This is a genomic window from Leifsonia sp. 10L418 (assembly GCF_056395445.1).
In genome coordinates this window covers 768,499-794,125 of the sequence record NZ_JBFTJN010000002.1, presented here as the reverse complement: position 1 = coordinate 794,125, position 25,627 = coordinate 768,499, and the positions used below count along the sequence as shown (strand labels likewise).

Annotated in this window: 26 protein-coding genes and 1 tRNA gene; 20 read left to right on the top strand and 7 right to left on the bottom strand. The window is 65.7% G+C overall.

Annotated features, from left to right (window positions below):
- The first annotated feature begins 61 nt into the window (after nt 1-61).
- The gene (locus tag AC1DCF_RS07115; RefSeq protein WP_477210405.1) at nt 62-1,558 is read left to right on the top strand and encodes an APC family permease; all 1,497 of its coding nucleotides are present in this window, start codon (nt 62-64) and stop codon (nt 1,556-1,558) included.
- A 160-nt stretch (nt 1,559-1,718) separates the two neighbouring features.
- On the opposite strand, the gene rplA is transcribed toward AC1DCF_RS07115, so the two are convergent.
- The 5 genes from rplA to AC1DCF_RS07090 form a co-directional block, all read right to left on the bottom strand.
- The gene (gene rplA, locus AC1DCF_RS07110; RefSeq protein WP_441792530.1) at nt 1,719-2,408 is read right to left on the bottom strand and encodes a 50S ribosomal protein L1; all 690 of its coding nucleotides are present in this window, start codon (nt 2,406-2,408) and stop codon (nt 1,719-1,721) included.
- A gap of 108 nt (nt 2,409-2,516) precedes the next feature.
- On the bottom strand, nt 2,517-2,948 hold the full coding sequence (gene rplK, locus AC1DCF_RS07105; RefSeq protein ID WP_441792529.1) for a 50S ribosomal protein L11: 432 nt from the start codon (nt 2,946-2,948) through the stop codon (nt 2,517-2,519).
- Nucleotides 2,949-3,054: 106 nt separating this feature from the next.
- Nucleotides 3,055-3,984, bottom strand: a complete 930-nt coding sequence (gene nusG / locus AC1DCF_RS07100) for a transcription termination/antitermination protein NusG (protein WP_441792528.1) — start codon at nt 3,982-3,984, stop codon at nt 3,055-3,057.
- A gap of 107 nt (nt 3,985-4,091) precedes the next feature.
- Complete coding sequence (secE, locus tag AC1DCF_RS07095) at nt 4,092-4,367, bottom strand: preprotein translocase subunit SecE (RefSeq protein ID WP_441792527.1); 276 nt, start codon at nt 4,365-4,367, stop codon at nt 4,092-4,094.
- Between the two features lie 42 nt (nt 4,368-4,409).
- Nucleotides 4,410-4,482 (bottom strand) — tRNA-Trp (locus AC1DCF_RS07090).
- Nucleotides 4,483-4,772: 290 nt separating this feature from the next.
- On the opposite strand from AC1DCF_RS07090, the gene AC1DCF_RS07085 reads away from it, so the two are divergent.
- The 17 genes from AC1DCF_RS07085 to AC1DCF_RS07005 all read left to right on the top strand — a co-directional run bounded on the left by AC1DCF_RS07085 (nt 4,773) and on the right by AC1DCF_RS07005 (nt 21,121).
- Nucleotides 4,773-5,975 carry a pyridoxal phosphate-dependent aminotransferase gene (locus AC1DCF_RS07085; protein WP_441792526.1) on the top strand — a complete coding sequence of 401 codons (1,203 nt, stop codon included), beginning with the start codon at nt 4,773-4,775 and terminating at the stop codon, nt 5,973-5,975.
- 391 nt (nt 5,976-6,366) lie between these two features.
- The gene (locus AC1DCF_RS07080; protein ID WP_477210404.1) at nt 6,367-7,095 is read left to right on the top strand and encodes a hypothetical protein; all 729 of its coding nucleotides are present in this window, start codon (nt 6,367-6,369) and stop codon (nt 7,093-7,095) included.
- 179 nt (nt 7,096-7,274) lie between these two features.
- Entirely contained in the window at nt 7,275-8,324 is a 1,050-nt protein-coding gene (locus AC1DCF_RS07075) for an ABC transporter ATP-binding protein (RefSeq protein ID WP_477210403.1), read from the top strand.
- Nucleotides 8,321-9,133, top strand: a complete 813-nt coding sequence (locus AC1DCF_RS07070; protein WP_441789630.1) for an ABC transporter permease — start codon at nt 8,321-8,323, stop codon at nt 9,131-9,133. The genes AC1DCF_RS07075 and AC1DCF_RS07070 overlap by 4 nt, the downstream gene beginning before the upstream one ends.
- 184 nt (nt 9,134-9,317) lie before the next feature.
- On the top strand, nt 9,318-10,340 hold the full coding sequence (locus tag AC1DCF_RS07065; protein WP_477210402.1) for a LacI family DNA-binding transcriptional regulator: 1,023 nt from the start codon (nt 9,318-9,320) through the stop codon (nt 10,338-10,340).
- Nucleotides 10,337-11,344 (top strand): carbohydrate kinase family protein, encoded by a 1,008-nt coding sequence (locus AC1DCF_RS07060; protein ID WP_477210401.1) that lies wholly within the window; start codon nt 10,337-10,339, stop codon nt 11,342-11,344. Before AC1DCF_RS07065 ends, AC1DCF_RS07060 begins: the two co-directional genes overlap by 4 nt.
- 13 nt (nt 11,345-11,357) lie before the next feature.
- A complete protein-coding gene (locus AC1DCF_RS07055; RefSeq protein WP_477210400.1) occupies nt 11,358-11,996 on the top strand; it encodes an ECF transporter S component in 639 nt (212 codons plus the stop codon).
- A gap of 6 nt (nt 11,997-12,002) precedes the next feature.
- A complete protein-coding gene (locus AC1DCF_RS07050) occupies nt 12,003-12,827 on the top strand; it encodes an energy-coupling factor transporter transmembrane component T (RefSeq protein ID WP_477210552.1) in 825 nt (274 codons plus the stop codon).
- On the top strand, nt 12,818-13,681 hold the full coding sequence (locus tag AC1DCF_RS07045; RefSeq protein WP_441789626.1) for an energy-coupling factor ABC transporter ATP-binding protein: 864 nt from the start codon (nt 12,818-12,820) through the stop codon (nt 13,679-13,681). The genes AC1DCF_RS07050 and AC1DCF_RS07045 overlap by 10 nt, the downstream gene beginning before the upstream one ends.
- Nucleotides 13,671-14,465 carry an energy-coupling factor ABC transporter ATP-binding protein gene (locus tag AC1DCF_RS07040; protein ID WP_477210399.1) on the top strand — a complete coding sequence of 265 codons (795 nt, stop codon included), beginning with the start codon at nt 13,671-13,673 and terminating at the stop codon, nt 14,463-14,465. Before AC1DCF_RS07045 ends, AC1DCF_RS07040 begins: the two co-directional genes overlap by 11 nt.
- Nucleotides 14,466-14,520: 55 nt before the next feature.
- Nucleotides 14,521-15,321 (top strand): BtpA/SgcQ family protein, encoded by an 801-nt coding sequence (locus AC1DCF_RS07035; RefSeq protein ID WP_477210398.1) that lies wholly within the window; start codon nt 14,521-14,523, stop codon nt 15,319-15,321.
- Nucleotides 15,318-16,253 (top strand): nucleoside hydrolase, encoded by a 936-nt coding sequence (locus AC1DCF_RS07030; RefSeq protein WP_477210397.1) that lies wholly within the window; start codon nt 15,318-15,320, stop codon nt 16,251-16,253. Before AC1DCF_RS07035 ends, AC1DCF_RS07030 begins: the two co-directional genes overlap by 4 nt.
- A 54-nt stretch (nt 16,254-16,307) precedes the next feature.
- Nucleotides 16,308-17,348, top strand: a complete 1,041-nt coding sequence (locus tag AC1DCF_RS07025; protein WP_477210396.1) for a nucleoside hydrolase — start codon at nt 16,308-16,310, stop codon at nt 17,346-17,348.
- Nucleotides 17,345-18,103 carry a glutamine amidotransferase gene (locus tag AC1DCF_RS07020; RefSeq protein ID WP_477210395.1) on the top strand — a complete coding sequence of 253 codons (759 nt, stop codon included), beginning with the start codon at nt 17,345-17,347 and terminating at the stop codon, nt 18,101-18,103. The genes AC1DCF_RS07025 and AC1DCF_RS07020 overlap by 4 nt, the downstream gene beginning before the upstream one ends.
- 32 nt (nt 18,104-18,135) lie before the next feature.
- Nucleotides 18,136-18,867, top strand: a complete 732-nt coding sequence (locus AC1DCF_RS07015) for a M24 family metallopeptidase (protein WP_477210394.1) — start codon at nt 18,136-18,138, stop codon at nt 18,865-18,867.
- Nucleotides 18,868-18,965: 98 nt separating this feature from the next.
- Nucleotides 18,966-20,264: an MFS transporter gene (locus AC1DCF_RS07010; protein ID WP_477210393.1), complete on the top strand. Its 1,299-nt coding sequence runs from the start codon at nt 18,966-18,968 to the stop codon at nt 20,262-20,264.
- Entirely contained in the window at nt 20,261-21,121 is an 861-nt protein-coding gene (locus tag AC1DCF_RS07005; RefSeq protein ID WP_477210392.1) for an HAD-IIB family hydrolase, read from the top strand. Before AC1DCF_RS07010 ends, AC1DCF_RS07005 begins: the two co-directional genes overlap by 4 nt.
- A 58-nt stretch (nt 21,122-21,179) precedes the next feature.
- Here the strand turns inward: AC1DCF_RS07005 and AC1DCF_RS07000 are convergent, their stop codons facing one another.
- Nucleotides 21,180-21,866 carry a LuxR C-terminal-related transcriptional regulator gene (locus AC1DCF_RS07000; protein ID WP_477210391.1) on the bottom strand — a complete coding sequence of 229 codons (687 nt, stop codon included), beginning with the start codon at nt 21,864-21,866 and terminating at the stop codon, nt 21,180-21,182.
- A complete protein-coding gene (locus AC1DCF_RS06995; protein ID WP_477210390.1) occupies nt 21,863-23,281 on the bottom strand; it encodes an ATP-binding protein in 1,419 nt (472 codons plus the stop codon). Before AC1DCF_RS06995 ends, AC1DCF_RS07000 begins: the two co-directional genes overlap by 4 nt.
- A gap of 129 nt (nt 23,282-23,410) precedes the next feature.
- Here AC1DCF_RS06995 and AC1DCF_RS06990 point away from each other — a divergent pair, with 129 nt between their 5' ends.
- Both AC1DCF_RS06990 and AC1DCF_RS06985 read left to right on the top strand, forming a co-directional pair.
- Nucleotides 23,411-24,961 (top strand): PspC domain-containing protein, encoded by a 1,551-nt coding sequence (locus AC1DCF_RS06990; RefSeq protein WP_477210389.1) that lies wholly within the window; start codon nt 23,411-23,413, stop codon nt 24,959-24,961.
- An 8-nt stretch (nt 24,962-24,969) separates the two neighbouring features.
- On the top strand, nt 24,970-25,521 hold the full coding sequence (locus AC1DCF_RS06985; protein ID WP_477210388.1) for a hypothetical protein: 552 nt from the start codon (nt 24,970-24,972) through the stop codon (nt 25,519-25,521).
- Nucleotides 25,522-25,627: the final 106 nt, after the last annotated feature.

Here is a 25,627-nt window from a genome sequence, read left to right as displayed (position 1 = left end):
CAATGAGGTGTCGCCGGCATTTTCGGCAGCAGCACCTTGCGGCTTGAACCGAAAGGTCACCATGTCAGTGAAAGTGCCAGCCCAGGAAGGACTCGGCGACAGCGAGCACCTCAAGGTTCTCGGATACGACGATTCCTTCAACCGTTCCATGACTCTCTGGTCGAATTTCGCCCTCGGTTTCACCTATCTGTCGCCGCTGGTCGGCGTGTACTCGCTCTTCGCCGTGGCACTCTCGATCGGCGGCCCGCCCTCGATCTGGTGGCTCGTCATCGTCGGAGCCGGGCAGCTGCTCGTCTCCCTCGTCTTCGGGGAGGTCGTCTCGCAATATCCGATCCACGGCGGGATCTACCCGTGGACACGGCGCCTGTGGGGTCGGCGGTACGCGTGGATGGCCGCCTGGGTTTACATCTGGGCCATGATCGTGACGATCACCGCCGTGGCCGAGTTCGGTTCGGGGTTCGCCGCGAGCCTCTTCGGCATCGAGCACACGAACGAGACGACCCTCTTCATCACGCTCGGGTTTCTCCTCGTCGCGCTGGCCATCAACTTCACCGGCACCAAGTCACTCGCCCGGGTCGCCCGCATCGGCCTCGCCGCCGAGCTCATTGGTGTGATCGGCGTCGGGCTCTACCTGCTCATCTTCCAGCGCAAGCAGGAGTTCAGCGTCTTCTTCGACCCGATGGGGGTGCAGGGCGACGGGAGCTATCTTCCCGCCTTCCTCGGCGCCGCCCTCGCCGGCCTGTTCCTGTTCTACGGCTTCGAGGCCTGCGGCGACGTCGCAGAGGAGGTCGAGAATCCGGCCCGTCGCATTCCGGTCGCGATGATGATGACGATCCTCGTCGGCGGGGTCTCCGGCCTGCTCGCCTTCGGCGGCTACGTGATGGCGGCGCCCGATCTGGCATCGATCGTCAACGGCACCGACACCGACCCCATCCCCGGCATCCTCGAGGCGAGCCTCGGGCCGGTGGGGGCGAAACTGTTCCTGGTCATCGCCATCACCGCGTTCCTCTCCTGCGTGCTGAGCTTGCAGGCCGCGGCGAGCCGCCTGCTCTTCTCGTTCGCCCGCGACGGAATGATTCCGGGCCACCGTTGGCTCGCCAAGGTGTCGCCGACGAGCAAGGTGCCGCGGAACGCGCTCATCGTCGCCTGCACCGTGCCCGCCCTCATCTGCGTGCTCATCTGGGTCAACAACGACCTGCTTGTTCCCGTGACCTCGTTCGCGGTGCTGGGCATCTACGTCGCGTTCCAGATGGTCGTGCTCGGCGCGCTGCGCCAACGGTTCAAGGGCTGGAAGCCGGCCGGGCCGTTCTCGCTCGGCCGCTGGGGAATCATCGTGAACGTGCTTGCCCTGGCCTACGGCATCTTCGCGATGATCCTGTTGGCAGTCCCCGGAAGCACCGGCGACTTCTTCACCGACTATGTCGTGTTGATCGGACTCGGCATCGTGGCCGGAACCGGCCTGCTCTATCTGTTCCTCGCCCGGCCCGACAAGAAGTCGGATGCGCCGGAGGGCGACGCCATCCTCGTGGCCGAGAAATTGCGGGCGCTGGCCGACTGAGCGCGCAACGCGCACGCGACCGTCCACGTGACTGCACGCATCCGGTCGCGTTGAACCACTGGCGTTGAATCAGCGGCGTTGAATCAGCGGCGTTGAATCAGCGGCGTTAACGACGAAGGGCCCGTCTCGCGACGGGCCCTTCGAACTGTAATGCGACTACTTAGATGCTGTTCACATCGAGCGGGATGCCAGGACCGAACGTGGTCGAGACTGCACCCTTCATGATGTAGCGGCCCTTGGAGGAGCTCGGCTTCAAACGCACGATCTCTTCGAGTGCTGCCGAGATGTTCTCGTCCAGCTGCTCGGCGGAGAAGGATGCCTTGCCCACGACGAAGTGCACGTTGGAGTGCTTGTCGACGCGGAACTCGATCTTTCCACCCTTGATGTCAGAAACGGCCTTCGCGACGTCGGGCGTCACGGTGCCGGTCTTCGGGTTCGGCATGAGGCCACGCGGACCAAGAACCTTACCCAAACGGCCGACCTTACCCATGAGCTCGGGGGTCGAGACGGCGGAGTCGAACGCGGTGTAACCGGCGGCAACCTTCTCGATGAGCTCGTCGCCACCAACCTCGTCGGCGCCGGCTGCGATTGCAGCTTCAGCGGCCGGGCCGGTTGCGAAGACGATGACGCGGGCGGTCTTACCGGTACCGTGAGGAAGAATCACGGTGCCGCGGACCATCTGGTCTGCCTTGCGCGGGTCGACACCGAGCTTGAGGGCAACCTCAACGGTCGAGTTGAACTTAGCTGAGCCGGTCTCTTTGGCGAGAGCGACTGCAGCAGACGGGGTGTAGAACTTGTCGGCTTCGATCTTCTCGGCCGCGGCCCGGTAGGCCTTTGACTTCTGTGCCATTTGAATCTCCTGTAATGGAACTTGAGAGTGTGGTGCGAGCCTGGCTGGCTCTTCCACGTGCCTGTCGGCGAAATGCCGGTCGGCGGAATGCTGGTGGAGGTGGAGGGGTTAGCCCTCGACCGTGATGCCCATGGAACGGGCGGTGCCGGCGATGATCTTCGACGCAGCGTCGAGGTCGTTGGCGTTGAGGTCAACCATCTTGGCCTCGGCGATTTCGCGGACCTGAGCCTGCGTGAGCTTGGCAACCTTGACGGTGTGCGGGGTTCCGCTGCCCTTGGCGACGCCGGCGGCCTTCTTGATGAGCTCCGCTGCGGGCGGGGTCTTCAGAACGAACGTGAACGAGCGGTCTTCGTAGACGGTGATCTCAACGGGGACAACATTGCCGCGCTGTGATTCGGTCGCTGCGTTGTACGCCTTGCAGAACTCCATGATGTTGACGCCGTGCTGACCGAGCGCCGGACCAATGGGCGGTGCGGGGTTGGCGGCGCCGGCCTTGATCTGAAGTTTGATCAGACCAGTAACCTTCTTCTTCGGTGCCATTGTTCTTCCTTCTTTTGATGTTCGAGTGGCCACAAGGACCGCTCTCCCGGTACCCGGATGGGCCCCGGTGGTTCAGAAACCGAGTGGGGCATGAGCCCCTGCGGTACTAGAGCTTGGTGACCTGGTCGAAGCTGAGCTCGACCGGGGTCTCACGCTCGAAGAGCGACACGAGCACGATGAGCTTGCCGCTCTCCGGCTTGATTTCGCTGATCGAACCGGGCAGGCCCGCAAAGGAGCCTTCCTTGATGGTGATCGTCTCGCCAATTTCGAAGTCGATCTCGGCTGCGATGACGCGAACCGGAGCTTTGCCGCCCTGAGCGCTTCCACCCTTGGCCGACGGGACATCCTTGATCTCAACCAGGCTCTTCAGCATGCCGAAGGCCTCTTCGAAACGCAGCGGCGTCGGGTTGTGGGCGTTGCCCACGAAGCCGGTGACACCGGGCGTGTGACGAACAACAGACCAGCTGTCTTCGTTCAGGTCCATGCGAACGAGCACGTATCCGGGGATGCGCACACGGGTGACCATCTTGCGCTGGCCGTTCTTGATCTCGACGACATCTTCCATCGGGACCTCGACCTGGTAGATGTAATCTTCCATGGCCATCGACTGCTTGCGGTTCTCGATGTTCGACTTCACGCGGCGTTCGAAGCCGGCGTAGGAGTGAATCACGTACCACTTGCCCGGTGCGAAGCGCAGCTCCTTGCGGAACTCGTCGTAGGGGTCGTCGGAAACTTCGTCTTCGTCTTCGACGGCTTCGACGGCGGCGTTCGCCTCGTCGAGGGAGTCGATGTCGAGCGCATCGTTGACGATGGCGTCGGCTTCGGGATCTGCTGACCCGGCGAGTGCGTCAAGCGCGGCGTCGAGGCCGTCCAGGCCGTCTTCGCTCTCGTCGATGATGTGCACGGCGACCTGCTCGGCGGCCTCTACAGACTTCTCGTCGGCCGCAAGGATGTTGCCCTCTTGCGCTTCGTCGTCCTCGGCGGACTGCTCAGCAGCAGTGGCCCAGTCAACGTCGTCGTGATTCGTCTCAGACACAAAATCTCAATTCTTCTCTATTGCACAGGGCACGAATGCGTGTCCCGAACAGCGTTGCCATGACTACGGTTGACGATCATTCGCAAGCCGCCGCAGGCAGCGGTTGGTTAACCGCCCGGAGTTCCGAACACCCATGTCACGGCAAGCGCGAACACCCAGTCCATTGCGTAGACCAGGGCCATCACGATGGTCACGAAGACCAGCACAACGCCGGTGTAGCTCAGGAGTTCTTTGCGAGTCGGCGTCACTACCTTGCGGAGTTCAGCCATAACCTGCTTGATGAACACGGAGAACCGCCCGAAGGGGCCGCGTTTGGAGTCGCGGGCCGTCTTCGCGTTGGCGACGATTTCCTCACTGGGTTCGTCGATAACTTTGCGGGCCACCTATTACACCTTTCATGGGCCGGTAGAAAGACCACCGACTTGCAGGGCGGACAGGACTCGAACCTGCAACCTGCGGTTTTGGAGACCGCTGCTCTACCAATTGAGCCACCACCCTATGGAGGAGAAACCAGTATGTCGTTCTGCGCATTCTTGACGAGGTCAAAAAGGGCGCAAAAAAGCATGGTCGATTTCAACTACCTCGGTCAAGTGTAGGTTACTCAGCCGGCTCTGTAAAGCTGAGCCGCCGGCCAGGTCACCCAGCCCCGGGCATCCGTGGCTGTTGTTACACCTGAACCCCGGCGGATCACTCCCGATCCGAAATATTCTTCGGGGAGCCATACGCACGGTGCAGCTTCTATCGTAACCGCTCTATGGGAGAGCCGCACGCCCCCGTATGCTCGTACCGTGACACACGAACTCAAGCGAATTTCTACCCGCGTCGGCTCCATTGCAGAGTCGGCAACCCTCAAAGTCGACGGTAAAGCGAAAGCACTGCAGGCTGCCGGTCGTCCGGTGATCAGCTTCGCGGCCGGGGAGCCTGACTTCCCGACGCCGCAGCACATCATCGACGCCGCGCTGGCCGCGGTGGTTGACCCGAAGAACCACCGCTACACCCCGGCGGCCGGCCTTCCCGAGCTGCGCGAGGCCATCGCCGCGAAGACGCTGCGCGATAGCGGCCTGGAGGTCTCCCCCAGCCAGGTCGTCGTGACCAACGGTGGCAAGCAGGCCGTGTACCAGGCCTTCGCCACGCTGCTCGACCCGGGCGACGAGGTTCTGGTTCCGACGCCGTACTGGACCACCTATCCGGAGGCCATCAAACTCGCCGGCGGCGTGCAGGTCGATGTCTTCGCCGGCAGCGACCAGAACTACCTGGTCACCGTCGAGCAGCTGGAGGCCGCGCGCACCCCGCGCAGCAAGGTGCTGCTCTTCGTCTCGCCGTCGAACCCGACCGGCTCGGTCTACTCCCCGGAGCAGACGAAGGCGATCGGCGAATGGGCCGAGGAGCACGGCCTCTGGGTCATCTCCGACGAGATTTATCAGAACCTCACCTATGACGGCGTGCGCGCGGTCTCGATCGTCGAGGCTGTTCCGGCACTCGCCGACCGCACCATCCTGGTCAACGGTGTCGCGAAGACCTACGCCATGACCGGCTGGCGCCTGGGCTGGATGGTCGGCCCGGCCGATGCCATCAAGGCCGCCTCGAACCTGCAGTCGCACCTCTCGTCGAACGTGTCGAACATCTCGCAGCGTGCGGCGATCGCCGCATTGAACGGGCCTCAGGATGCCGCGCTCGCGATGCGAGATGCCTTCGACCGCCGCCGCAAGCTGATCGTCGGCGAGCTCAACAAGATTCCCGGCATGATCACACCGACACCGCAGGGCGCGTTCTACGTGTACCCGGATGTCTCGGGTCTGCTCGGTCGCACCTGGGGCGGCGTCACGCCGACCACGTCGCTGGAGCTGGCCGACCTGATCCTCGACCAGGCCGAGGTGGCCGCCGTGCCCGGCGAGGCATTCGGCCCGAGTGGTTACCTGCGCTTCTCGTACGCGCTCGGCGACGCGCCACTGCTGGAGGGCATCCAGCGCTTGCAGCGCCTGTTCGCGTAGCACCAATTCGCGCAACCCTCTTCATCGCCGGCCGGTCCCTCCTCGGGGCCGGCCGGACGTGTCTCACGAGCGTTTCCACCTGTGAGGGGTCGCATATCGACCTTCGTTCACCGATCGAACGTCGATATGCGACCCCTCACGCCAGGTGAACCTTCGCGGTGTGGATAAGTCGCGCGGGACGGGGGCGCATTCCGGCACGCTAAGTCGCGTGACCTCCCGGATTCCGCTCCCGCCCTCACTCGGCAGAGTGTTCACCACGCACGAGGCCGCGCTGTGCGGCATCCGCGAGGGGCGCCTGCGTGGCGGCGATCTGGGACGACCGTTTCACGGAATTCGTGTGTCGGCACCTGCCCGTTCAGTCTCCGATCGCGCGCGCGCCTATCAACGACGGATGCCTGACGCCGGATTCTTCTGCAGCATCACTGCCACGCAAATTCTGCGGATTCCCGTGCCAATCCGCCTCGACGCGCGTTCCGCGCTTCACGTTGGGATGCCCTCCCCTCAGCGTGCGCCGCGAAGCTCGGGCACCGCCGGCCACAAGCTCCAAATCGGCGTCGACGATCTGTGTGACTGCAGCGGGCTTCGTGTCACGACCGCCGCCCGCACGTGGTGCGATCTAGCGACTGTTCTCAACCTGGAGGACCTTGTCGCGGCCGGCGACCACATCGTGCATCATCGGCATCCGCTCTCCAGCATCACAGACCTCCGAGAGGCTGCCGCCCGCCACCCCGGCCGCCGAGGTCGGGCGCGCCTCATCGAAGCGCTCGACTTGCTTGTCGACAATGCCGATTCGCCACCCGAGTCGATTGTGCGCGTCACAGTCATCAAGGCCGGCATCCGGGGCCTCGTGCCCAACTACCCCATTGCCGATGCACGAGGCACCATCTTTGCTCGAGCCGACCTCTGTTTTCCTGCCCACCGGGTGATCTTTGAGTATCAAGGCGACTACCCCCGCACGGAGATTCTGCGCTGGAGGAAGGACCGCACCCGGCTCGCTCGGCTCGCGGCCGCCGGATGGCACGTCATCGAGATCGCCGCCGATGAACTCACTGACCGTCGGATGCTGCTGCAACTGATCAGGGACAGCCTCGAGCTGTTCCCCGCACTCCACACTCTCTAGATCAGAATCCGCCCTTCCGGTCGACTCTCCTGAGGGGTCGCATATCGACCTTCGTGGCACCGAGGAAGGCCGTTTTACGCCCCCTCACAGGCACCGACACCGCCCGATGTGGGTCGACCGGCAGGGGATTCGGCGGGCGACGGCTATCGGAATGCGGCGGCGACTGGGATTCTGGGTGCATGACTCAGAACGAACCGGTTGTTCACGTGCGCGATCTTCAGAAACGCTACGGCGACGTGGAGGCGGTGCGCGGGATCAGCTTCGACATTCACCTCGGCGAGACCTTCGCCCTGCTCGGCCCGAACGGCGCCGGCAAAAGCACAACGATCGAGATTCTCGAGGGGTACCGGGATCGCTCCGGCGGCGAGGTGTCGGTGCTCGGCATCGATCCGCGGCACGGCGGCCGCAGCTGGAAATCGCGCCTCGGAATCGTATTGCAGTCCACCGGCGAGAGCGGAAACGTCACGGTGACCGAACAGTTGACTCACTTCGCGGGCTTCTACCCGCATCCGCGCAGTGTCGCCGAGGTCATCGACGCGGTCGGCCTCGGCGAGAAGGCAAAGACTCGCATCAGCAAGCTGTCGGGCGGACAGCGCCGACGAGTGGATGTCGCGCTCGGCATCATCGGACGTCCCGAACTTCTCTTTCTCGACGAACCGACCACCGGCTTCGACCCTGAGGCGCGGCACCGGTTTTGGGGGCTCATCCGCTCGCTGAAGGCGGAGGGAACGACGATTCTGCTCACCACCCATTACCTCGACGAAGCGGCTCAGCTTGGCGATCGGGCCGGCGTCATCGCCGGTGGACGCCTCATCGACATCGGCAGAATCGACGAGATCGGCGGCGCCGCCGCTCGCATTCCGTCGGTGCGGTGGCGGGATGCGACGGGCGCGCGGCAGGAACGGCGCACCGAGAATCCCGGCCACGTTGTCGCCGAGCTCGTCGCCGCGCTCGGCGGGGAGCCGGCCGAGCTCGAGGTCGTGCGGCCAAGTCTCGAAGACGTGTATCTCGATCTGGTGCGCACGGCCGATACGGCGGATGCGGCAACGCCGACAGCGACAGCGACTGCGGCAACGCCAACGACTACGACGCCGACAGCACGCTCAAACGTTTCGACGGCATCAACGGAAGCGACTCCAGCACCGGCGACTGCCGACACACCGCCCAACACACCGCCCGACAACTCGCCGTCACCGACCGCTGCCAGCTCGAAGGAACCCCGCGCATGAACACCCTCACCCTCGGCGCCGCCCGGGTCGGCTACGAGACGAAGGTCTACTTTCGCTCGCCGGACACCCTCTTCTTCACGTTCTTCTTTCCGGTCGTCATGCTCGGGATCTTCACCACCGCCTTCGGCTCGGCCGGCAACGTCGGCACGGCTCCCGACGGAACCGGCGGAATCAGTGTCGGCGCGTACTATCTCCCCGGGATGATCGCCGCCGGCATGCTGCTCTCGGGTCTGCAGAACCTGGCCGTCGACATCGCCACGGAGAAGGGCGACGGCACGCTCAAGCGGCTCGGCGGCACCCCGCTCTCCCCGAACAGCTATTTCATCGGAAAAATCGGACAGGTCTTCGCCACCGGCATCCTGCAGGCCGCACTACTGCTGTTCGTCGCCCATTTCGTGTTCGGAGTGGCACTGCCGCAGGAGGCCTCCAGCTGGTACACCTTCGCGTGGGTGTTCGTGTTCGGCACGATCACATCCGCTCTGCTCGGGATCGCCCTCTCGTCGGTTCCCCGTTCGGGCAAGAGCGCGACGGCGGTGGTCATTCCGACCGTGCTGTTGCTGCAGTTCATCTCGGGCGTCTACCTGCAGTTCTACCTGCTGCCGACCTGGATGCAGAACCTTGCCAGCCTGTTTCCGCTCAAGTGGATGGCGCAGGGGATGCGCAGCGTGTTCCTTCCTGAAAGCTTTCAGGCGCTGGAGCCGTCGGGCTCCTGGGATCTGGGCCTCGTCGCACTGAATCTCGGCATCTGGTTGGTCGTCGGGCTGGCGCTGAGCCTCGTCACATTCCGCTGGATCCGAAAGGACACCTAGCCCTCGCCCACCCGGGCGCGCCTCCGTCGCCCCCTCCCCCCACCGGCCGGGCGGAGGGCCCACCACCACTTTCGAATCAGGTCTTGATTCGCGCGACGGAGTTGCGTATTGTTTTGCCAAAGCGGTTTGCCAAAGCGCTTTGCAACGATGCGAATACTTTGGCCTGATGTAGCGAGGACGGTACATGATGGTGTCGATTGCCGACGTCGCCGAGAAGGCGGGTGTGAGCCAGACGACGGTCTCCCACGCGCTCAGCGGCAAGCGCAAAGTGAGCGACGCCGTGAAGCAGCGCGTCGAGGCGGCCATGGCCGCACTCGACTACGTGCCCAGCCGTTCCGCCCAGAACCTCGCCCTCGGCATGACCCGCATCCTGGCCGTGCTCGTGCCCGACATCGGCAACGGATACTTCGCGCAGCTGGCCAAAGGGGCTGAGGCCGCTGCGATCGCACGCGGCTACAACATCCTCGTCTGCGGCACCGGCTACGACAACGCCCGCGAGGTGCAGTACCTCGAGATGATCCACTCCCGCGCCGTCGACGGCGTGATCTACACGGCCGGTGAGCCGCCAACGGAGGCCGAGCTGTCCCGCGTGCTCGGCGGCATGCCCACGGTGCTCGTCGACGAGGAGATCGAAGGCGCCGAGCTTGCCTCGGTCGTCTCCGACAACGAGCACGGCGGCAAACTCGCCGCGGAACACCTGCTGGCCCTCGGCCACCGTTCCGTGCTCGTTCTCGGCGTCACCGGCGTCGTCGGCACCCGGCGTGCGGCCGGCTTCCGCGCCGCCTGGACGGCCGGCGGCGGCGACCCCCTCGAGCACACCCTGGGCTCGGTGACCGCCGAGAGCGGCCGGGAATGCATCGCCCCCTACGTCGAGCGCATCCGAAACGGTGAGTTCAGCGCCGTCTTCGCCGGCAGCGACCTGATGGCCCTCGGCGCCATCGAAGTGCTGCGGGAGCAGGGACTCACCGTGCCTCGCGACGTCTCCTTCGTCGGCTTCGATGACAGCACGGATGCCCGTTACGCCAGTCCCGCATTGACCACGGTGCGCCAAGACGTGCTCGGCCTCGGCGGTCGCGCGGTCACGATGCTCATCGATGAGCTGGAGGGAATCACGACGGAGACACAGCACATCGTGCTGCCCGTCGAACTGATCGAACGCGAGTCAGCGGTGCGGTTCGCACCGGCACGAAACGAAGGAAAGCAGTGAGCGTGAACAACCCCGGCCGAGCAATGGCCAGCGAGAGCGCCCCCGCGCGCGGCTACTCCGTCTTCTTCGGCGACGTCGCCATCGACGAGTACTACGTCGCTCCCTACTTTCCGGTCGGCGGCGACAAGGTCAGCGTCGAGACGATCCCCGAGGAATTCGGCGGGATGTGCGCCAACGCCGCGTCGATCTTCGCCAACTACGGCATCCCGACCTCGTTCATGTCGCAGCTCAACTCCGGTTTGCTCACCCAGCGGCTGCTGAAGGACCTGACCGACTCCGGTATCAGCACGAAACACGTCATCTTCGATGAGAGTGTTCCTGACTCGAAGTGCATCATCCTGCTTTCCGGAGACCAGCACATCGTCATCATCCCGAATCTCGGTATTTCGCACACCGAGATCACCCCTGAGGCGTTCGAGCATATGGCCAACGCCGAGTTTCTCTTCACCAGCCAGACCGACAGCATGCCGTTCAGAATGGGGGCGAAGGGCGCACAAGAAATCTTCCGCGATCTGTGCGATCGCGGAGTCAAGATCGTGATCGATCTCGACGTGTACCACCTCGAGAACCACCCTTCGGGGCTCATCGAGTACTGCGACATTCTGTTCATGAATTCGCTGGGATTCCAGCGGTTCACAGAATGCGGAAACGATGTGCAGCGGCTTCTGAACAACAGAACCACCGCGATCATCGTCACGAAAGACAGCGAGGGGTGCGATTTGTACACTCGCGACGGCATCGAAAGCATTCCCGGCTACCCCGTGGAGCCCATCGATGTGACAGGTGCAGGCGACACCTTCTCAAGCTCGTTCCTCTATGCCTATTCAACGACGAATGACCTCGCTGCTGCGGCGCGGTTCGCCAATGCGGCGGCCGCGCTCTCCATCGGCAAGGTCGGAGGCCGCGCCGGCCGAACCGAGGCAGCCACTGTCCGCGCATTCATTGCGGAGCAAGGCGAACGGCTTGAACTCACCACTCCATCCCCCCAACACCGATCAATGTAGAAAAGGTGACGCAATGACCAACTCATCCGGATTCGCACGCTTAATGAAGAGCTACGGCCGTTTGACGATCTTCATGATTCCGATTGGAATCGCCATCAACTTCGTGGGCGGGCAGATCGCCCTCCTGCTCAAACTTCCGGTTTACCTCGACAGCATCGGCACGATTCTCGTCGGTGCCACCTGTGGAAGCCTTCCCGGGGCCTTGGTCGGCCTTATCTCGAACCTGCTCAACTCGATCACGTCACCGACGAACCTGCCGTATGCGCTCCTGAACATCATGTTCGGGCTCCTCGCCGGCTGGCTCGCCAAGCGCGGCGTGTTCACCAGCTGGTGGAAGACGCTTCTCAGCTCGGTTCTGTTCGCCTTCATCGGCGGCGTGCTCGGCGCGCTCATGACCATCTGGATCTTCGGCGGCCTCGGCGGCGGCGGCGGCGCACTCATCGTCGGCGCACTCGTTGCCTCCGGCATGGACATCAACACGGCGAACTTCGTCGCCCAGATCCCGATGGACATTCTCGACAAGGTGCCCACCGTGATGATCGTCTACCTGATCCTGCTGCGCATCCCCAAGCGGCTCTACGCCAAACTCCCGCTCGGCTACATCTACCTCAAGAAGTCGCCGGCAGCCATCAAGGTTGCCGCGCACAGCTAACGCACCATCAGTTCCGCACTACATCTTTGGAGGCGTGACATTTCTAGCGAATTCATTGATGGCTTTCGCCGGCCAGCGACACAGGGAAACGGTATCCGCGATCTGAACCCGATTACGGTTCTCGTGGCCCTCGTGTCGCTGGTGGTGATCGCCATCGCCATCCCGGGTCTGCTTGCTCCGACCCTCATTTGTGCCGGCTACGTCGCGATTGCATTCTTCGCCGGCATCGGCCCGAGCTTCGCCGCGAACTACGCCAAGTTGTTCGCGATCGTCGGCCTCATCCTGTTCGTTCTGCGCGCCGCGTTCATTCCGGGCGAGCAGATTCTGTTCACGGTGGGACCCATCGCCGTGAGCATGGAGGGTGTCATCGACGGCGCCCGCTTCGCCCTGGTCGTCATGGCCATGTGCGGGGCGGTCACTCTGTTCTTCTCGCTCATCCCGATGAAATACCTCATGCTCGCGCTTGAGCTGAAGGGAATGACGCCGCGAGCGACCTACGTGATCCTCGCCTCCTTCCAGTCGATCATCGACCTCGGCAAGAACGCCAAGGTTGTGATGGATGCCCAGAAGTCCCGCGGGATCGAGACGGAGGGGTCGATCGCCCAGCGCGTTCGCGCTTTCGTCCCGATTCTCGCCCCCGTGTTTCTGGCCGCGATGAACGAGACGGAGGAGCGGGCGCTCGCACTCGACGCCCGCGCTTTCAACTCGCGCCAGCCGCACAGCCATCTGGTGAGCCTGCATGGGATCCGCACCCGCGACGTTGTCGTGCTGTGCGCCGCCCTCGCCCTGGCCGCCGCCTCAATCGTGGGAGCTCTGCTGACGTGGTACTAGTTTCGATCAAGAATGTGGGCTTCACCTATGCCTACGCCGAGGAGCCGGCGCTCACCGACGTCTCGCTCGAGATTCAACCCGGCCTGCTCTACGGCGTCGTCGGGCTGAACGCGAGCGGCAAGAGCACCCTGTGCAGCCTCATCCGTGGCCTCATCCCGCACTTCCATGAGGGCGAGTTGACCGGCACCGTCGAGATTCTCGGCACCAATCTCACCGACTGGGATTCGGCGGAGCTCTCGCGCCAGATCGGTTATGTCTTTCAGAACCCGTTCACCCAAATCAGCGGGGTCAAAGACACGGTCTTCGAGGAGATCGCGCTCGGCCTGGAGAACCTCGGTGTGCCGCGGGAACAGATGATCTCCCGCGTGAGTGAGGTCGTCGCTCAGCTCGGCATCGAGGCGTTGATCGAGAAGAACCCGAACGAGCTTTCCGGCGGACAACGCCAGAAAGTCGCCTTCGCGTCGATCATCGCCATGGACGCCGACTTCATTGTGATCGACGAGCCCACCTCGCAGCTTGACCCGGATGCCTCCGAGGCGGTGTTCGGAATCATCCGCGATCTCAAGGAACGCGGCAAATCGATCATCCTCGTCGAGCACAAGATTGATCTGATGGCCGAGTACGCCGATCGCATCATCGTGATGAAGGAGGGCCGGATCGTGATGGAGGGCGAGGTGCGCGATGTGCTCACCTCCCCCGCCCTCGCGGATGCCCAGGTGCCCCGGCCGGAGGTGACCGAACTCGCTCTCGCCCTCGAGCGCGAGGGGCGACCCCTCTCTGCCATCCCGATCACCCGCGCCGAGGCGAAGCTGCTCGTGCGCGAACGCATGGAAGGACTCGCCCGTGCCCATTGAACTGACCAACGCCTCATTCACCTACCCCGACGGCTCCGTCGCCGTCGAGTCGGTGAACCTCACCATCAATGACGGCGAACGGGTGGCCATCGTCGGTCAGAACGGCGCCGGCAAGACCACAACCGTCAAGATGATGAACGGGTTGCTCCGGCCAACGACCGGAACCGTCTCGGTCAACGGCGAGCTCACGAGCTCACGTACAACGGCGACAACCGCGAAGACGGTCGGCTACGTCTTTCAGAACCCCGACGACCAGATCTTCGGCAGCAATGTGCGTGGCGAGCTCGAATACATGCCGCGATATCACAAGTGGGATGAGGCGAAACGGGAGGAGCGTGTCGCCCGCGCCGCCGACCTCACCGGCATCGCCCAGTATTTCGAGATCAACCCCAACGACCTGCCGTTCGCGATCAAGAAGTTCGTCGCGATCGGGGCCATCCTCGTCGGCGAATGCAAATACGTCATCCTCGACGAGCCGACGGCCGGTCTCGACAGTCACGGCCTCGCGCTGCTCAACCGGATGATCGACCAGCTGGAAGCAGACGGAGTCTCGGTCATCACCATCACGCATGACATGCGCTTCGTCGTGGAGTCATTCGACCGGGTCGTCGTGATGGCCCATCGCACGGTCATCGCCGACGGCACGGCCACCGAGGTCTTCGCCAACGACGCCATCCTGGCCGAGGCCCGGCTCAAGCGGCCGGAGGTGGCACAGCTTGCCCGTGATCTCGGACTCAGCCAGACGGCACTGCGCCTCGGCGAAGTCCTTCCCCTCATCGCCTAACCGCGAACTCTCTTCTTTTCTACTGCTGCCCGTGAGGGCAAGAAATGGTACTGACATGACCTCGAACAACCTTCTCGCTTCCTTCGCTTCGCTCAACCCAGTCTTCGCGATGCTCCACCTCAAGGGCGAGGGCACGGCGGCGAAACTGGAGATCGCCAAGCGCGAGATCGAGACCCTCTGGGCGGGCGGCGTCGACGCCGTCATCGTCGAGAACTACTACGGCTCGGTCGACGAGGTCGTTCTCGTCTGCGACTACCTGCGCTCGAGCGCACCCGAGGTCGTCTTCGGCATCAACGTGCTGAACGACGACTGGCGCGCCTTCGAGTTGGCCAACGAGTATGGAGCACGGTTCCTCCAGCTCGACTCGGTAGCCGGCCACCTCGAGCTGGCGGAGGACGCCGAGTTCGCCGCACGCCTGGCCGAGGAACGTGCCGCCTCTGACGCCTTCGTGCTCGGCGGCGTGCGCTTCAAATACCAGCCCGTACTCTCGGGCCGTTCGCTCGAGGAAGACTTGCTGCTCGGCGCGGCGCGCGCCGACGCCATCGTGGTGACGGGCGAAGGAACGGGCAAAGTGACCCCGCTGTCGAAGACGAACGAGTTCCGCCGCATCGTCGGCGCCGACTACCCGCTCGTCGTCGGGGCCGGCGTCACGGTCGCGAATTGCGCCGAGCAGCTTGAGGAAGCCAACGCCGTCATCGTGGGCAGCTACCTCAAGGACACCTATCAGGACACCGGCGATGTCGACGAAGCGCACGTGCGCGAGTTCGTCGGTGCGATCCGTGCGTTGTCTGCACCCGGGAACAGCGATGCATCCGTTCGCAGCGGGGCGTCGGTCGCCAGCGGGGCATCCGCGTGAGACGGATCATTCTGGATGTCGACACCGGCAATGACGACGCTGTAGCGATCATGATGGCCGGGTTGCACCCGGAGATCACGCTGCTCGGCTGCACCACCGTCGCCGGCAACCTGCCGGTCGCGAACACCACCGAGAACACGCTGCGGGTGCTGCACCACATCGGCCGGAGCGATGTGCCGGTGTTCCGCGGGCTCGCTTCCCCGTTCGCGCCGCATCCGTTTCCCACTCCGGCCGACTTCGTCAGCTCGGCGACTCCGGTGCACCAGGAGGAGCTCGAACTTCTACCGTCACCGGTCGGAGTTCAGCCGCACACAGCCGTCGAATGGCTGGTTGAGACGCTGCGCAACGCCACAGAGAAGATCACTCTCGTGCCGGTCGGCCCGCTCACCAACATCGCAGCTGCTGTCACGCTTGCGCCGGAGATCGTGGATGCCGTCGACGAGATCGTGATCATGGGCGGCAGCGCGTCACACGGCAACGAGACCTCGCAGGCGGAGTTCAACATCTTCGAGGACCCGGTGGCCGCGCACGTGGTGATGAACGCCGGATTCGACCGATTGACGCTCGTGACCCTCGACGCCACCCGCAAAGCGCGCGTTTCTGCGGCGCAATGCCGGGAGCTCGAGGCGCTCGGCACGCCGGGAGCGACGGCAACAGCCCAGATCCTCGACTACTACATCCGGGGAAACAGCGACAAGGCTCTCGGGAGCGCCGCGGTACATGATGCGCTCTGCATCGCGTACCTGCTCGACCCCTCGGTCATCGAGACCGCCCGGCTGCACGTCGGGGTCGACACCGTCGGTTTTCACACCTACGGCCGCACCCTGATCGACCTCACCGGCATCGGCGGCACGGCGCCCAACGCCTCCGTCGCGCTCGGCGCCGATTCGGCGAAGTTCTTCGACCTGTTGCGCTCCACCCTCGCGGCCTAGCCCGCTTTTCAGCACCGATTCTTTCAGCACCGATTCGAAAGGGATGACTCTCTCGTGAAACAAGCCATCATCATGGATGTCGACACCGGCGTCGACGACGCGCTCGCCCTGTTCTACCTGCTGGCGAGCCCGGAAGCCGAGATCCTCGCCATCACCTGCACGGCCGGCAACGTGCCCGCGCATCACGTGGCGCGCAACAATCTGGCCCTGCTCGAGCTCTGCGGGGCGAGCCACATCGAGGTCGCGCTCGGGTCTGAGGTACCGCTCCTGCAGCCGCTCGAAACCTCGGAGGTCACCCACGGCCCGCAGGGCATGGGCTACGCCGAATTGCCGGAGCCGACCACGCCGTTGTCGACCCGTCACGCCACCGAAGTGTGGGCGGACATCGCGCGCAGCCGACCGGGCGAGGTCATTGGTCTCGTCACCGGCCCGCTCACCAACCTCGCCCTCGCGCTGCGCATCGAGCCGGAGCTGCCCCTGCTGCTCAAGCGCCTCGTCATCATGGGCGGCTCATTCAACTACATCGGCAACACCACCCCGACGAGCGAGTGGAACATCGCCGTCGACCCGGACGCGGCCAAGATCGTCTTCGACGCGTTCTCGGTGCTTCCCCCGGAACGCCGCCCGATCGTCTGTGGCCTCGACATCACCGAGCAGATCGACCTGCTGCCGGAAGATGTCACGCGGATCGCCGAGATCGCCGAGAGCAGCCCGGCCGAGCTGCTTCTTCCCGAGCAACCGCGCGGCACGCGCTCGACCGCGTCGAATGACATCGTGCGGCACCTCTCCGATGCTGTGCGCTTCTACGTTGAGAATCAGCAGGTCAACGGCGACGGCTACAGCGCCCACATGCACGACCCGTTCGCCGCGGCCCTCGCCATCCGGCCGGAGTTGGCCGAATATCGCTCGGCCACCGTCGACGTTGAACTGGCCGGATCGCTGACGCGGGGCACGACGGTCGCCGATTTCCGCGGCCACTGGGGCCGGGAGCACAACGTCGACATCGCCACAGCCACCCATCCCCGGGTTTTTCTCGACGAATTCGTCGAACGAGTAGGGCGTTTCGCCCGTGAGATCCAAGGAGCTTCAGTATGAGCCGCATCCTGCTGGCCGGAGAGTCGTGGTCAACGACATCCATCCACTCGAAGGGCTTTGACACCTTCACCACCACTCACTACGAGGAGGGCGCCGGTTACTTCATCGCGGCCCTCGAGGCGGCCGGGCACGAGGTCGTCTTTCAGCCCAACCATGTGGCCGCTGACCGTTTTCCGACCACCGCTGCCGAACTCGACGAGTTCGACGTCGTCGTGCTCAGCGACATCGGCTCGAACACCCTGTTGCTGCCCGCATCCGTTTTTCAGAAGAGTCAACGGATGCCCAACCGGCTGCAGGTTCTCGCTGACTGGGTGCGGGGCGGCGGGGCGCTGCTCATGGTCGGCGGCTATCTGAGCTTTCAGGGCATCGAGGCCAAGGCCAACTACCGGGGCACGGCGCTGGCCGCGGTGCTGCCGGTCGAAATGGAGATCGGCGACGACCGCGAGGAGTGCCCGGAGGGCGCCGTGACCGTCTTGACCGCCGAGCACGAAGTCACCCGCGGCATGGATGCGGAGTGGCCGCACCTGCTCGGGTTCCACCGCCTCGTCGCCAAGCCCGGCGCGCAGGTACTGGCGACGACCAACGATCGCCCGATGCTCGTCGTCGACGAGGTGGGCACCGGCCGGGTTGCCGCGTTTGCGAGCGACATGGGTCCGCATTGGTTGCCGAGCGAGTTTCTTGCCTGGGACGGCTTCGCCGCGCTCTGGCCGCAACTGACCGACTGGCTTGCCGCGTCCGGCAACGCCGCGAAGTAGACGTAGTAGTAGAAGCAGAGGAAGACGAAGCGATGAATGATGTGACCCTCAGTAACGCGACTCTGAACGCGGTGGCCCCGAGCGACGTGGCCCCGAGCAACGCGATCGTGAGCGACGAACCGCCCGCCGGCCTGGTCGAGGCGCAGCGCCTCGCGATTCGCATCGCCGAGGCCGCCTGTGCCGAGGCCCGGCCCGGCGAGACGGAGCGGGAGGTGCGCGACCGCATCGACGCCCAGGTCGTGGCAGCCGGCGGCACCGGCGTGTGGACCCCGACGACGGTGGGCTTCGGCATCGGAACCCTGAGCTGCTTTCCGACGGATGTGCCGAGCGAGCGGGTGCTCTGGAATCTCGATCTCGGCATGGTCGACGTTCACCCGGTGACCCCCGACGGCTGGTGGGGTGACTGCACGCGCTCTTTCCAGGTTGGCGACAGCATCGCCCAGGCGCAGGCGCTGGCGACGATCGAGCGCATCCATGCCACCGTGCTCGCGGCGGCCAAGCCGGGGATGCGCGCCTGCGACTGGTTCGGCGTCTTCAAGGAGGAGCTCGACAAGACCGAATTCGTGCTGCTCGACCGGCTCTCGAACATCGGCCACTCGCTCGTGCAGAACTCGTCTTACGACGAGGGCTACATCGACGCATGGAACGAGACCGTGATGACAGGGGCCTGGGCCGTCGAGCCGTTCATCGGCAACCACCTCTACGGGGTCAAGCGCGAAGACGTGGTCTGGTTCGGGCCGACGCGCTGCACCGTCATCGCCTAGCCCGGCCGGTCACATCCGGCCTTGTCGTCGCGAGCGACACCGGCGACACGAGCGAGACGAGCGACACCGAGCGAGACCGAGCGACACGAGAGGATGCAATGAGCGAGACGCACGGAACCCGGCGCATCCACTATGCCGCGATGCTGCGGCTGCCGGGGGTGCCACTCTTCATGGTGACCTCGGCGGTCGCGCGCCTACCGATCGCGATGGCCAGCATCGCATTCCTGCTCTACGTGCAACGGATGACCGGAACTTTTGCGGACTCCGGGCTGGTCAGCGGCAGCGTGCTTCTCGGGGTCGCCTGCGGAACCGTTCTACAGGGTCGCCTGATCGACACATTCGGGATGCGACGCGCGCTGGCCCCCGTGCTCGTCGTGTTCACCCTCGTGGCAACGGCGAATTTCTGGGCCGTCGAGACACACGCTCCCGTTGCCGTGCTCGCGGCCTCCGCTTTTCTCTTCGGGCTGACGCAGCCCTCCGTGTCACCCGCTTCCCGAGCGGTCTGGGTGAAGGAGGTGCCGAGCGGCAGGGTGCTGGAGGCCGCGCTCACCTATGAGGCGATCAGCCTCGAGGTTTTTTTCATCCTGGGACCGGCGCTGGCCGGAATCCTGGCCGCGCTGCCCTGGGCGGGAACCGGACTGCTCGTCACGGTTGTGCTGCTCATCGGCGGGTCACTGGCTTTTCTCGCGACGCCCCTCGTCGGGCAGGCCGGCAGGAGCGAGTCACGCGGCGAGGCACGACGGCTGGAGCGGCTCGAGAGCAAACGGCTCTCGCGCGAACTCCTGCGGAACCCCGGGATGCACACCCTGGTTCTCATCGCCGTCGGTTTCGGAATACTCCTCGGAACCGTCGAGGTGGTGGCCCCGGCGGTGGCGGTGGATGCCGGCCATCTCGCGCTCGGCGGCGCGCTCATCGGCGCGTGGTCGCTCACCTCGGTGGTGTTCGGACTCCTCTACGGCATCCGGCCGTGGCCACAAGCGCTGCACCGGCGCACGCCGTTCCTTCTCGCCGCCTTCGCGGTGTTGATCGGGCTGATGGCGCTTCCGCACAGCTTTGTCGGCTTCGTCATTGCCCTGATGGTCGCCGGCACGCTGATCACGCCCCAGGCCACGGTGCACTCTCTCTTGGTCGATCGGGTGGCCCCGGCGGCGGCATCCGGTGAGGCCTTCGCCTGGGTCGTCACCGCGGTCACGCTCGGTCTCGGCCTCGGCCAGGGGATCGCGGGCCCCCTCTATTCGAAGTTCGATGCGGCGCCGGCCCTGCTCGGGGCCGTGCTCATCGGTCTGCTCATTGCCGGGGTCGCCTGGCTGCGGCGGGCAACGCTGCTGCCGGCCGCGGCGATCGTCCACCCCACGACCGCGCCGGCGATGGCGCCTCATTCGGAGACCACGGCATGACAGAGACAACGCTCTTTCTCAGCGACCTCGACGGCACGCTTCTCGCCTCGAACGGAACGCTCAGCACACTTACTCGCACCACAATCAACCGCCTGATCGCTGACGACGGCCTGCTGTTCAGTTACGCCACGGCGCGCTCGTTCGCGTCGGCGAGCGTCGTGCTGGCCGGCCTTCAGGTGCGGATGCCGGTGGCCGTCTATGGTGGCGCGCTCATCGTCGACGGGACGACCGGAGAGGTGCTGACCCGGTACGGCTTGGATTCGGCGGTGGTGTCGCTGGTGCTCGCCGAGTGCCGGGCGAGAGACCTGCCGCCGATCGTCTACGAGTTTCGCGACGGGCGTGACTGGGTGAGCTGGAACCAGGCCGACGAGAGCCCCGGCACCCGAAATTACACGGCGACACGGCGCGGCGACCGACGGATGCGGCCTGTCGATTCGTGGGAGGGTCTCCCCCACGACGGCGTCTTCTACCTGACCATCATCGGTGGGCGGGAGGCGATCACCGGCGCCGCTGATGTGCTGGCCGCACAACTTGCCGGTCTCGCCAACCTCGTCGTTCAGCGCGACAACTACTATCCCGATGAGTACTGGCTCGAGATCAGCGCGGCCGAGGCGAACAAGGCCGTCGCCGCGGTCGCGCTGCAGCGCTACGCCGGTGCCGAGCGCCTCGTCTGTTTCGGCGACAACAACAACGATCTGCCCATGTTCGCGGTGGCGGACGCCAGCTACGCGACGGCGCTGGCCAATGAGACGGTGCGAGCCGCGGCATCCGCGGTCATCGGCGCGAGCGACGACGATGCCGTCGCCCTCCACCTCGTTGCGCTGCACCCCGCCTCGCGTCGCGTGGCACGCCCGTGAGGGGCCAACTTTCGCTGGTTCGGCGCGCGTTTAGCTAACACAAGGTGGCACCTCACGGTCAGAGGAGCTTGCGCTCCAGGGCCCACGCGGTGAGCTCGTGCCGCGACGAGAGCTGCAGCTTGCGGAGCACCGCCGAGACATGGGTTTCGACGGTCTTCGTCGAGATGAAGAGCGTGCCGGCCACTTCTTTGTAGGTGTAGCCGCGGGCGATCAAGCGCATGACCTCCTGCTCGCGGGCGGAGAGCCGGTCGAGCTCGTCGAGGCGTTCGGCCACCTCGCCGGCGACGGCTCCGAAGGCGTCGAGCACGAATCCGGCGAGCTTGGGCGAGAACACGGCGTCGCCCTCTGAGACGCGGCGGGCGGCATCCGACACTTCGGCCCCCGACGCGCTCTTGGTGATGTACCCGCGTGCTCCGGCTCGGATCACGCTGACCACATCATCGGCGGCATCCGACACGCTGAGCGCCAGAAAGAGGGTCTGCGGGGCGCGGCTCGCGGCGTCTCGAATCACTTCGGCGCCGCCGCCGCCGCGGCCGCCGGGCAGGTGCACATCGAGCAGTACGACCCGCGGCTGCAGGGCGACGACGAGGGCGATCGCCTCATCGACCGTCGCCGCCTCGCCGAGCACCTGAATGCCCGCGTCGAGGTCGGCTCGCAGTCCGGAGCGGAAGATCGAGTGGTCGTCGACGATCACGACGGGGAGGGCGGCGGATGCGGCGGGCGCAGCGGAGGCGGGGTCGGTCACGGGGTGTCCGTTCGTGAGGGGGACGTGGTGGATTTCGCTGGCTCGCGAGGTTTCGAGACGCTCGCTGGCGCTCGCTCCTCAACCAACGGGGCGGGTCCGGTCGACGCGGTCGGAGGGCGGCCGCCGGAGGTCTCGACAGGCTCGACCACCGGGGACTCGACCACCGGGGACTCGACCTGAGCCTCGCCCGGAGAGGACCCGACCGGCGGAGCCCCCGCGGCCGTCACCGTCGGCAAGACCAGCAGGATCTCCGTGCCGGCGCCACCCGGACCGCGGCGCACCGTGGCGCTGCCCCCGACCCGGCGCATCCGCCCGAGAATCGACTCCTTGACGCCAAGCCGGTCGTCGGGGATGTCGTCAATACTGAAACCGGGGCCCCGGTCGGTGATGCTCAGCTCGAGGCCCGTCTGGCCGGTCTCGAGGTAGACCGAAACCGATCCGCCGGCGTGCCGGGCCGCGTTCAGCATGGCCTCGCGGGCAGCGGCGACCAGCGCGTCGGGAACATCGTCGGGGCTCGTTCCGGCCGTGACCACCTCGAAGCGCACCGGGAAGTCCTCTTCGATCACGCCGGCGATGCGTCGCAGTTCGGTGGCGAGATCGACGGTCGTGGTGTCGGATCCGGTGAACAGCCACTCGCGCAGCTCCCGTTCCTGCGCACGCGCCAGCCGGGCCGCGTCGCTGTGCGGGCCCGCCTTCTGCTGAATCAGCGCGAGGGTCTGCAGCACCGAGTCGTGCAGGTGCGCGGCGATCTCCGCCCGTTCTGCCTCACGCACGCGGGCCGCCCGCTCCTCGGCGAGATCATCCGACAGCCGGATCAACCAGGGCGCGATGACCACTCCGACCCCGAGCAGCACCGAAACGGCGGCCACGACGACGGTCCAAATGTTGGGACTCTCACCGGTGACGAAGAACAGCAGGATGCCGACGGCCACGAGCACGAGAGCGCCGAGCGTGCGCACCATCAACGCCGAGGACCGCTGGGCCGCGCCGCTTCGGATATCGGCGAACTGGCGCCACGCGAGCGCGACACCCGCGAGCACGACGATCGCCGGAATCACGACCGCCAGTGGGATGTCGGCACCCAGGCGACTGGCCACGAGCGCCACACCCGCGGCGAGCAGCGCGATGCCGAGCAGAATCTCGGTGACCGGGGCCGACCGGGGGTCGGGCGCCGCGGCATCCACTGCCGCCGTCTGCGTCGCGGCCGGGCGAGCCAGACTGGCTTTCGGCAGGGCGCCCGATACCGCCGAGGCAGTGGGCGTGGTCACCCAGAGCCAGGCGTAGAGCAGCACGCCCGCCCCGCCGCAGAAGGCGAGAATCACGGCGGCTGTGCGCACGGCACTGATGGGCAGCCCGGTGTGCTCGGCAAAACCCGCACAGACGCCACCGATCAGGCGCAGCCTGGGCCTGATCATCCGCGGTGTATTCACACTCACGATCAAAGCACGTTGGGGAACCCCGAGAAGCCCCTGGGCTGCGAAGTCAGGGTCGAATCAGGGTAAACCCCCATGGCAGCGCCCCCGCAGCCCCGCCAGACTCGAAGCATGAACGAAGCACCGCACACCCAGGGGACCTCACCCTCACCGAACGTCACCCGTTTCTTCGACTGGGTGCGCGCCACCGGTATCGACCGCGGACACGACCGCTGGTTCGCCGGCGTCTGCGGCGGCATCGCCCACCGCACCGGTCTCGACCCGCTGATCGTGCGCGGCATCGCCATCGTGCTCGCGATTCTCGGTGCACCGGTGCTGCTCGCGTATGCGATCGGTTGGGCTCTGCTCCCCAACCAGTCGGGTCGCATTCATGCCGAGCAGGCATTCCGCGGTGTCTTCGAACCGGCGATGATCGCCATCGGGGCGCTCATTCTGTTCACAATCATTCCGTTCAGTCGCGGACTCTGGTGGGAAGGCCCGCCGCTCGCCTGGGGCATGCCGAACTGGCTGTCCACCACACTCACCGTCGGCTGGACGATCGCGGTCATCATCGGCATCATCTGGCTTGTCGTCTACTTGCTGCGCCGGGTTCCGGCGCCGGACAGCGCGTTTCGCTCGCCGCCCTCCGCGCCGTCTGGGCCACCTGCTTCTGGGTACTCGCCCGCGGCAGCATCGGCCTCGTTCACGGCGCCGACGCCTGCCTCAACCGGACCCTCCACGGCGCCCCCGCAGGGCACGTCGTCGAGCTTCGTGAGCACACCGACCAGCACAATGGAGGCCCCGGTGACAGCGGATACCGCGGCCACCGGGCCCGGGTCGGCTGACGGAGCACCCTCCGTTGCTTCGACTGCTGCCTTCGTCGGAGCCGCGACGGCGGCCACGCCCCCGACCCGTAGCGCGTGGGATGCCGTCGTCGATCAGACGTACGGAACCCTGGGCTCGAAGACGGACCGGGCTGCTTCCGCCCATCACGGCCAGACTTCTCACCACACCCACACGAACCGCCACCCCGGTGCCGGCTTCACCGCGATCATGCTCGGCCTCGGTCTGACCATTGGCGCCGCAGCATCCGTTCTCTACTCGATCGCGTTCGACGGGGGCGTCTGGTCGGACGCCGCACTGCTCGTCGGCCTCGCCTTCACCCTCGGCGTTCTTGCCCTCGGCATCGTCATCGCCGGAATTCGCGGACGCACCAGCGGCGCCATGGGCGGTTTCGCGTTTCTCGCCGCGACAGGGCTGCTCCTGCTCGGTGTACTACCGCAGGGCACGCAGTTTGCCGTGGTCGGCGCACCGACCTGGTCGGTCAGCGCGTCGCCGGTCAACGCGGTTCCCGGCTACGCCCTCGGCGCCGGTGTGGCGACGGTCGATCTCACTGCGCTCGACAACGCCCGGGCCGCCGACGACCGCACGATCGATGTCTGGCTCGGCTTCGGTCAAACCGAACTGGTGCTTCCGAATGACCGCCCGGTGAACGTCGAGGTCAACTCGTTCATCGGCGGGCTCGACTACTCTGACGCGTCGAGCAGCAACCAGTCGAACACCGAACGCGGCGGCATCCTCCTGCACGACTCACGCACATTCAACGGTTCCGAAACGCTGGCCGTTGCCCACATCCGTGTCTGGACCTTCATCGGCCAGGTCACCGTCGTCGACGCCCACTAGGAGCTCTCATGTCCGACTTGCCCACCGCTCCCCTTCCCGATTCGACGCCTGAGTCCGACCCGACAACGACCGAGCAGGCGCGCCTTGGGTCTGAGGTCTCAACGCCAGCCGACTCCAGCGCGTCGCCCGAAAGTTCTGTGCCCGAAGCTGCGCCGCCGACCGTCGAATCGGCTTCGGCATCGGCTTCGGCACCGACACCGGCCAGCACCCCTCCCCCCGCCGCCGACGCCGATCCGAACGCGACCAGCGCCTTCCCCACTGGCGCGTACCCCGACACCTCGCAACAGCCGACGGTTCCGCTGAACACGGATGCCTGGGCCCCGACGGCACAGCCCGCCCCCAGTGCGCCGAGCTCGGCATCCGCCCCTCGACGCAACCGGCCGCGGTTCGCAACGATTCTCTGGGGCGTGCTGCTCCTCGTCTTCGCCGGCTTCATGGTGGCCGTGACGGTGCTGCCCGTGGCCCCCGACCCGATCCTGCTCCTACTCGGCGCGGTCATCGCGATCGGAGTCGCGCTGGTCGCCGCCGGTATCGCCGCGGCGTCGCGTCGGGCCGGCTAGCCAGCCCCGGCCTGGTTGAAGCGCGCGTGCGCCCACATCGTCGCCATTGCTCTCCGCGAGGCGACGATCTGGGCGCATGCGCGAATCTCGACAATCACGAGCAGAT

What these genes read in the sequence shown, in the direction of transcription:
- AC1DCF_RS07005 (WP_477210392.1), top strand. Translation starts at nt 20,261, where the DNA reads ATGACAGAGACAACGCTCTTTCTCAGCGACCTCGACGGCACGCTTCTC.
- rplA (WP_441792530.1), bottom strand. Translation starts at nt 2,408, where the DNA reads ATGGCACAGAAGTCAAAGGCCTACCGGGCCGCGGCCGAGAAGATCGAA.
- AC1DCF_RS07075 (WP_477210403.1), top strand. Translation starts at nt 7,275, where the DNA reads ATGACTCAGAACGAACCGGTTGTTCACGTGCGCGATCTTCAGAAACGC.
- AC1DCF_RS07080 (WP_477210404.1), top strand. Translation starts at nt 6,367, where the DNA reads ATGCCTGACGCCGGATTCTTCTGCAGCATCACTGCCACGCAAATTCTG.
- AC1DCF_RS06995 (WP_477210390.1), bottom strand. Translation starts at nt 23,281, where the DNA reads ATGATCAGGCCCAGGCTGCGCCTGATCGGTGGCGTCTGTGCGGGTTTT.
- AC1DCF_RS07070 (WP_441789630.1), top strand. Translation starts at nt 8,321, where the DNA reads ATGAACACCCTCACCCTCGGCGCCGCCCGGGTCGGCTACGAGACGAAG.
- AC1DCF_RS07015 (WP_477210394.1), top strand. Translation starts at nt 18,136, where the DNA reads ATGAATGATGTGACCCTCAGTAACGCGACTCTGAACGCGGTGGCCCCG.
- AC1DCF_RS07115 (WP_477210405.1), top strand. Translation starts at nt 62, where the DNA reads ATGTCAGTGAAAGTGCCAGCCCAGGAAGGACTCGGCGACAGCGAGCAC.
- AC1DCF_RS07020 (WP_477210395.1), top strand. Translation starts at nt 17,345, where the DNA reads ATGAGCCGCATCCTGCTGGCCGGAGAGTCGTGGTCAACGACATCCATC.
- AC1DCF_RS07055 (WP_477210400.1), top strand. Translation starts at nt 11,358, where the DNA reads ATGACCAACTCATCCGGATTCGCACGCTTAATGAAGAGCTACGGCCGT.
- AC1DCF_RS06985 (WP_477210388.1), top strand. Translation starts at nt 24,970, where the DNA reads ATGTCCGACTTGCCCACCGCTCCCCTTCCCGATTCGACGCCTGAGTCC.
- AC1DCF_RS07035 (WP_477210398.1), top strand. Translation starts at nt 14,521, where the DNA reads ATGACCTCGAACAACCTTCTCGCTTCCTTCGCTTCGCTCAACCCAGTC.
- rplK (WP_441792529.1), bottom strand. Translation starts at nt 2,948, where the DNA reads ATGGCACCGAAGAAGAAGGTTACTGGTCTGATCAAACTTCAGATCAAG.
- AC1DCF_RS06990 (WP_477210389.1), top strand. Translation starts at nt 23,411, where the DNA reads ATGAACGAAGCACCGCACACCCAGGGGACCTCACCCTCACCGAACGTC.
- AC1DCF_RS07065 (WP_477210402.1), top strand. Translation starts at nt 9,318, where the DNA reads ATGATGGTGTCGATTGCCGACGTCGCCGAGAAGGCGGGTGTGAGCCAG.
- AC1DCF_RS07010 (WP_477210393.1), top strand. Translation starts at nt 18,966, where the DNA reads ATGAGCGAGACGCACGGAACCCGGCGCATCCACTATGCCGCGATGCTG.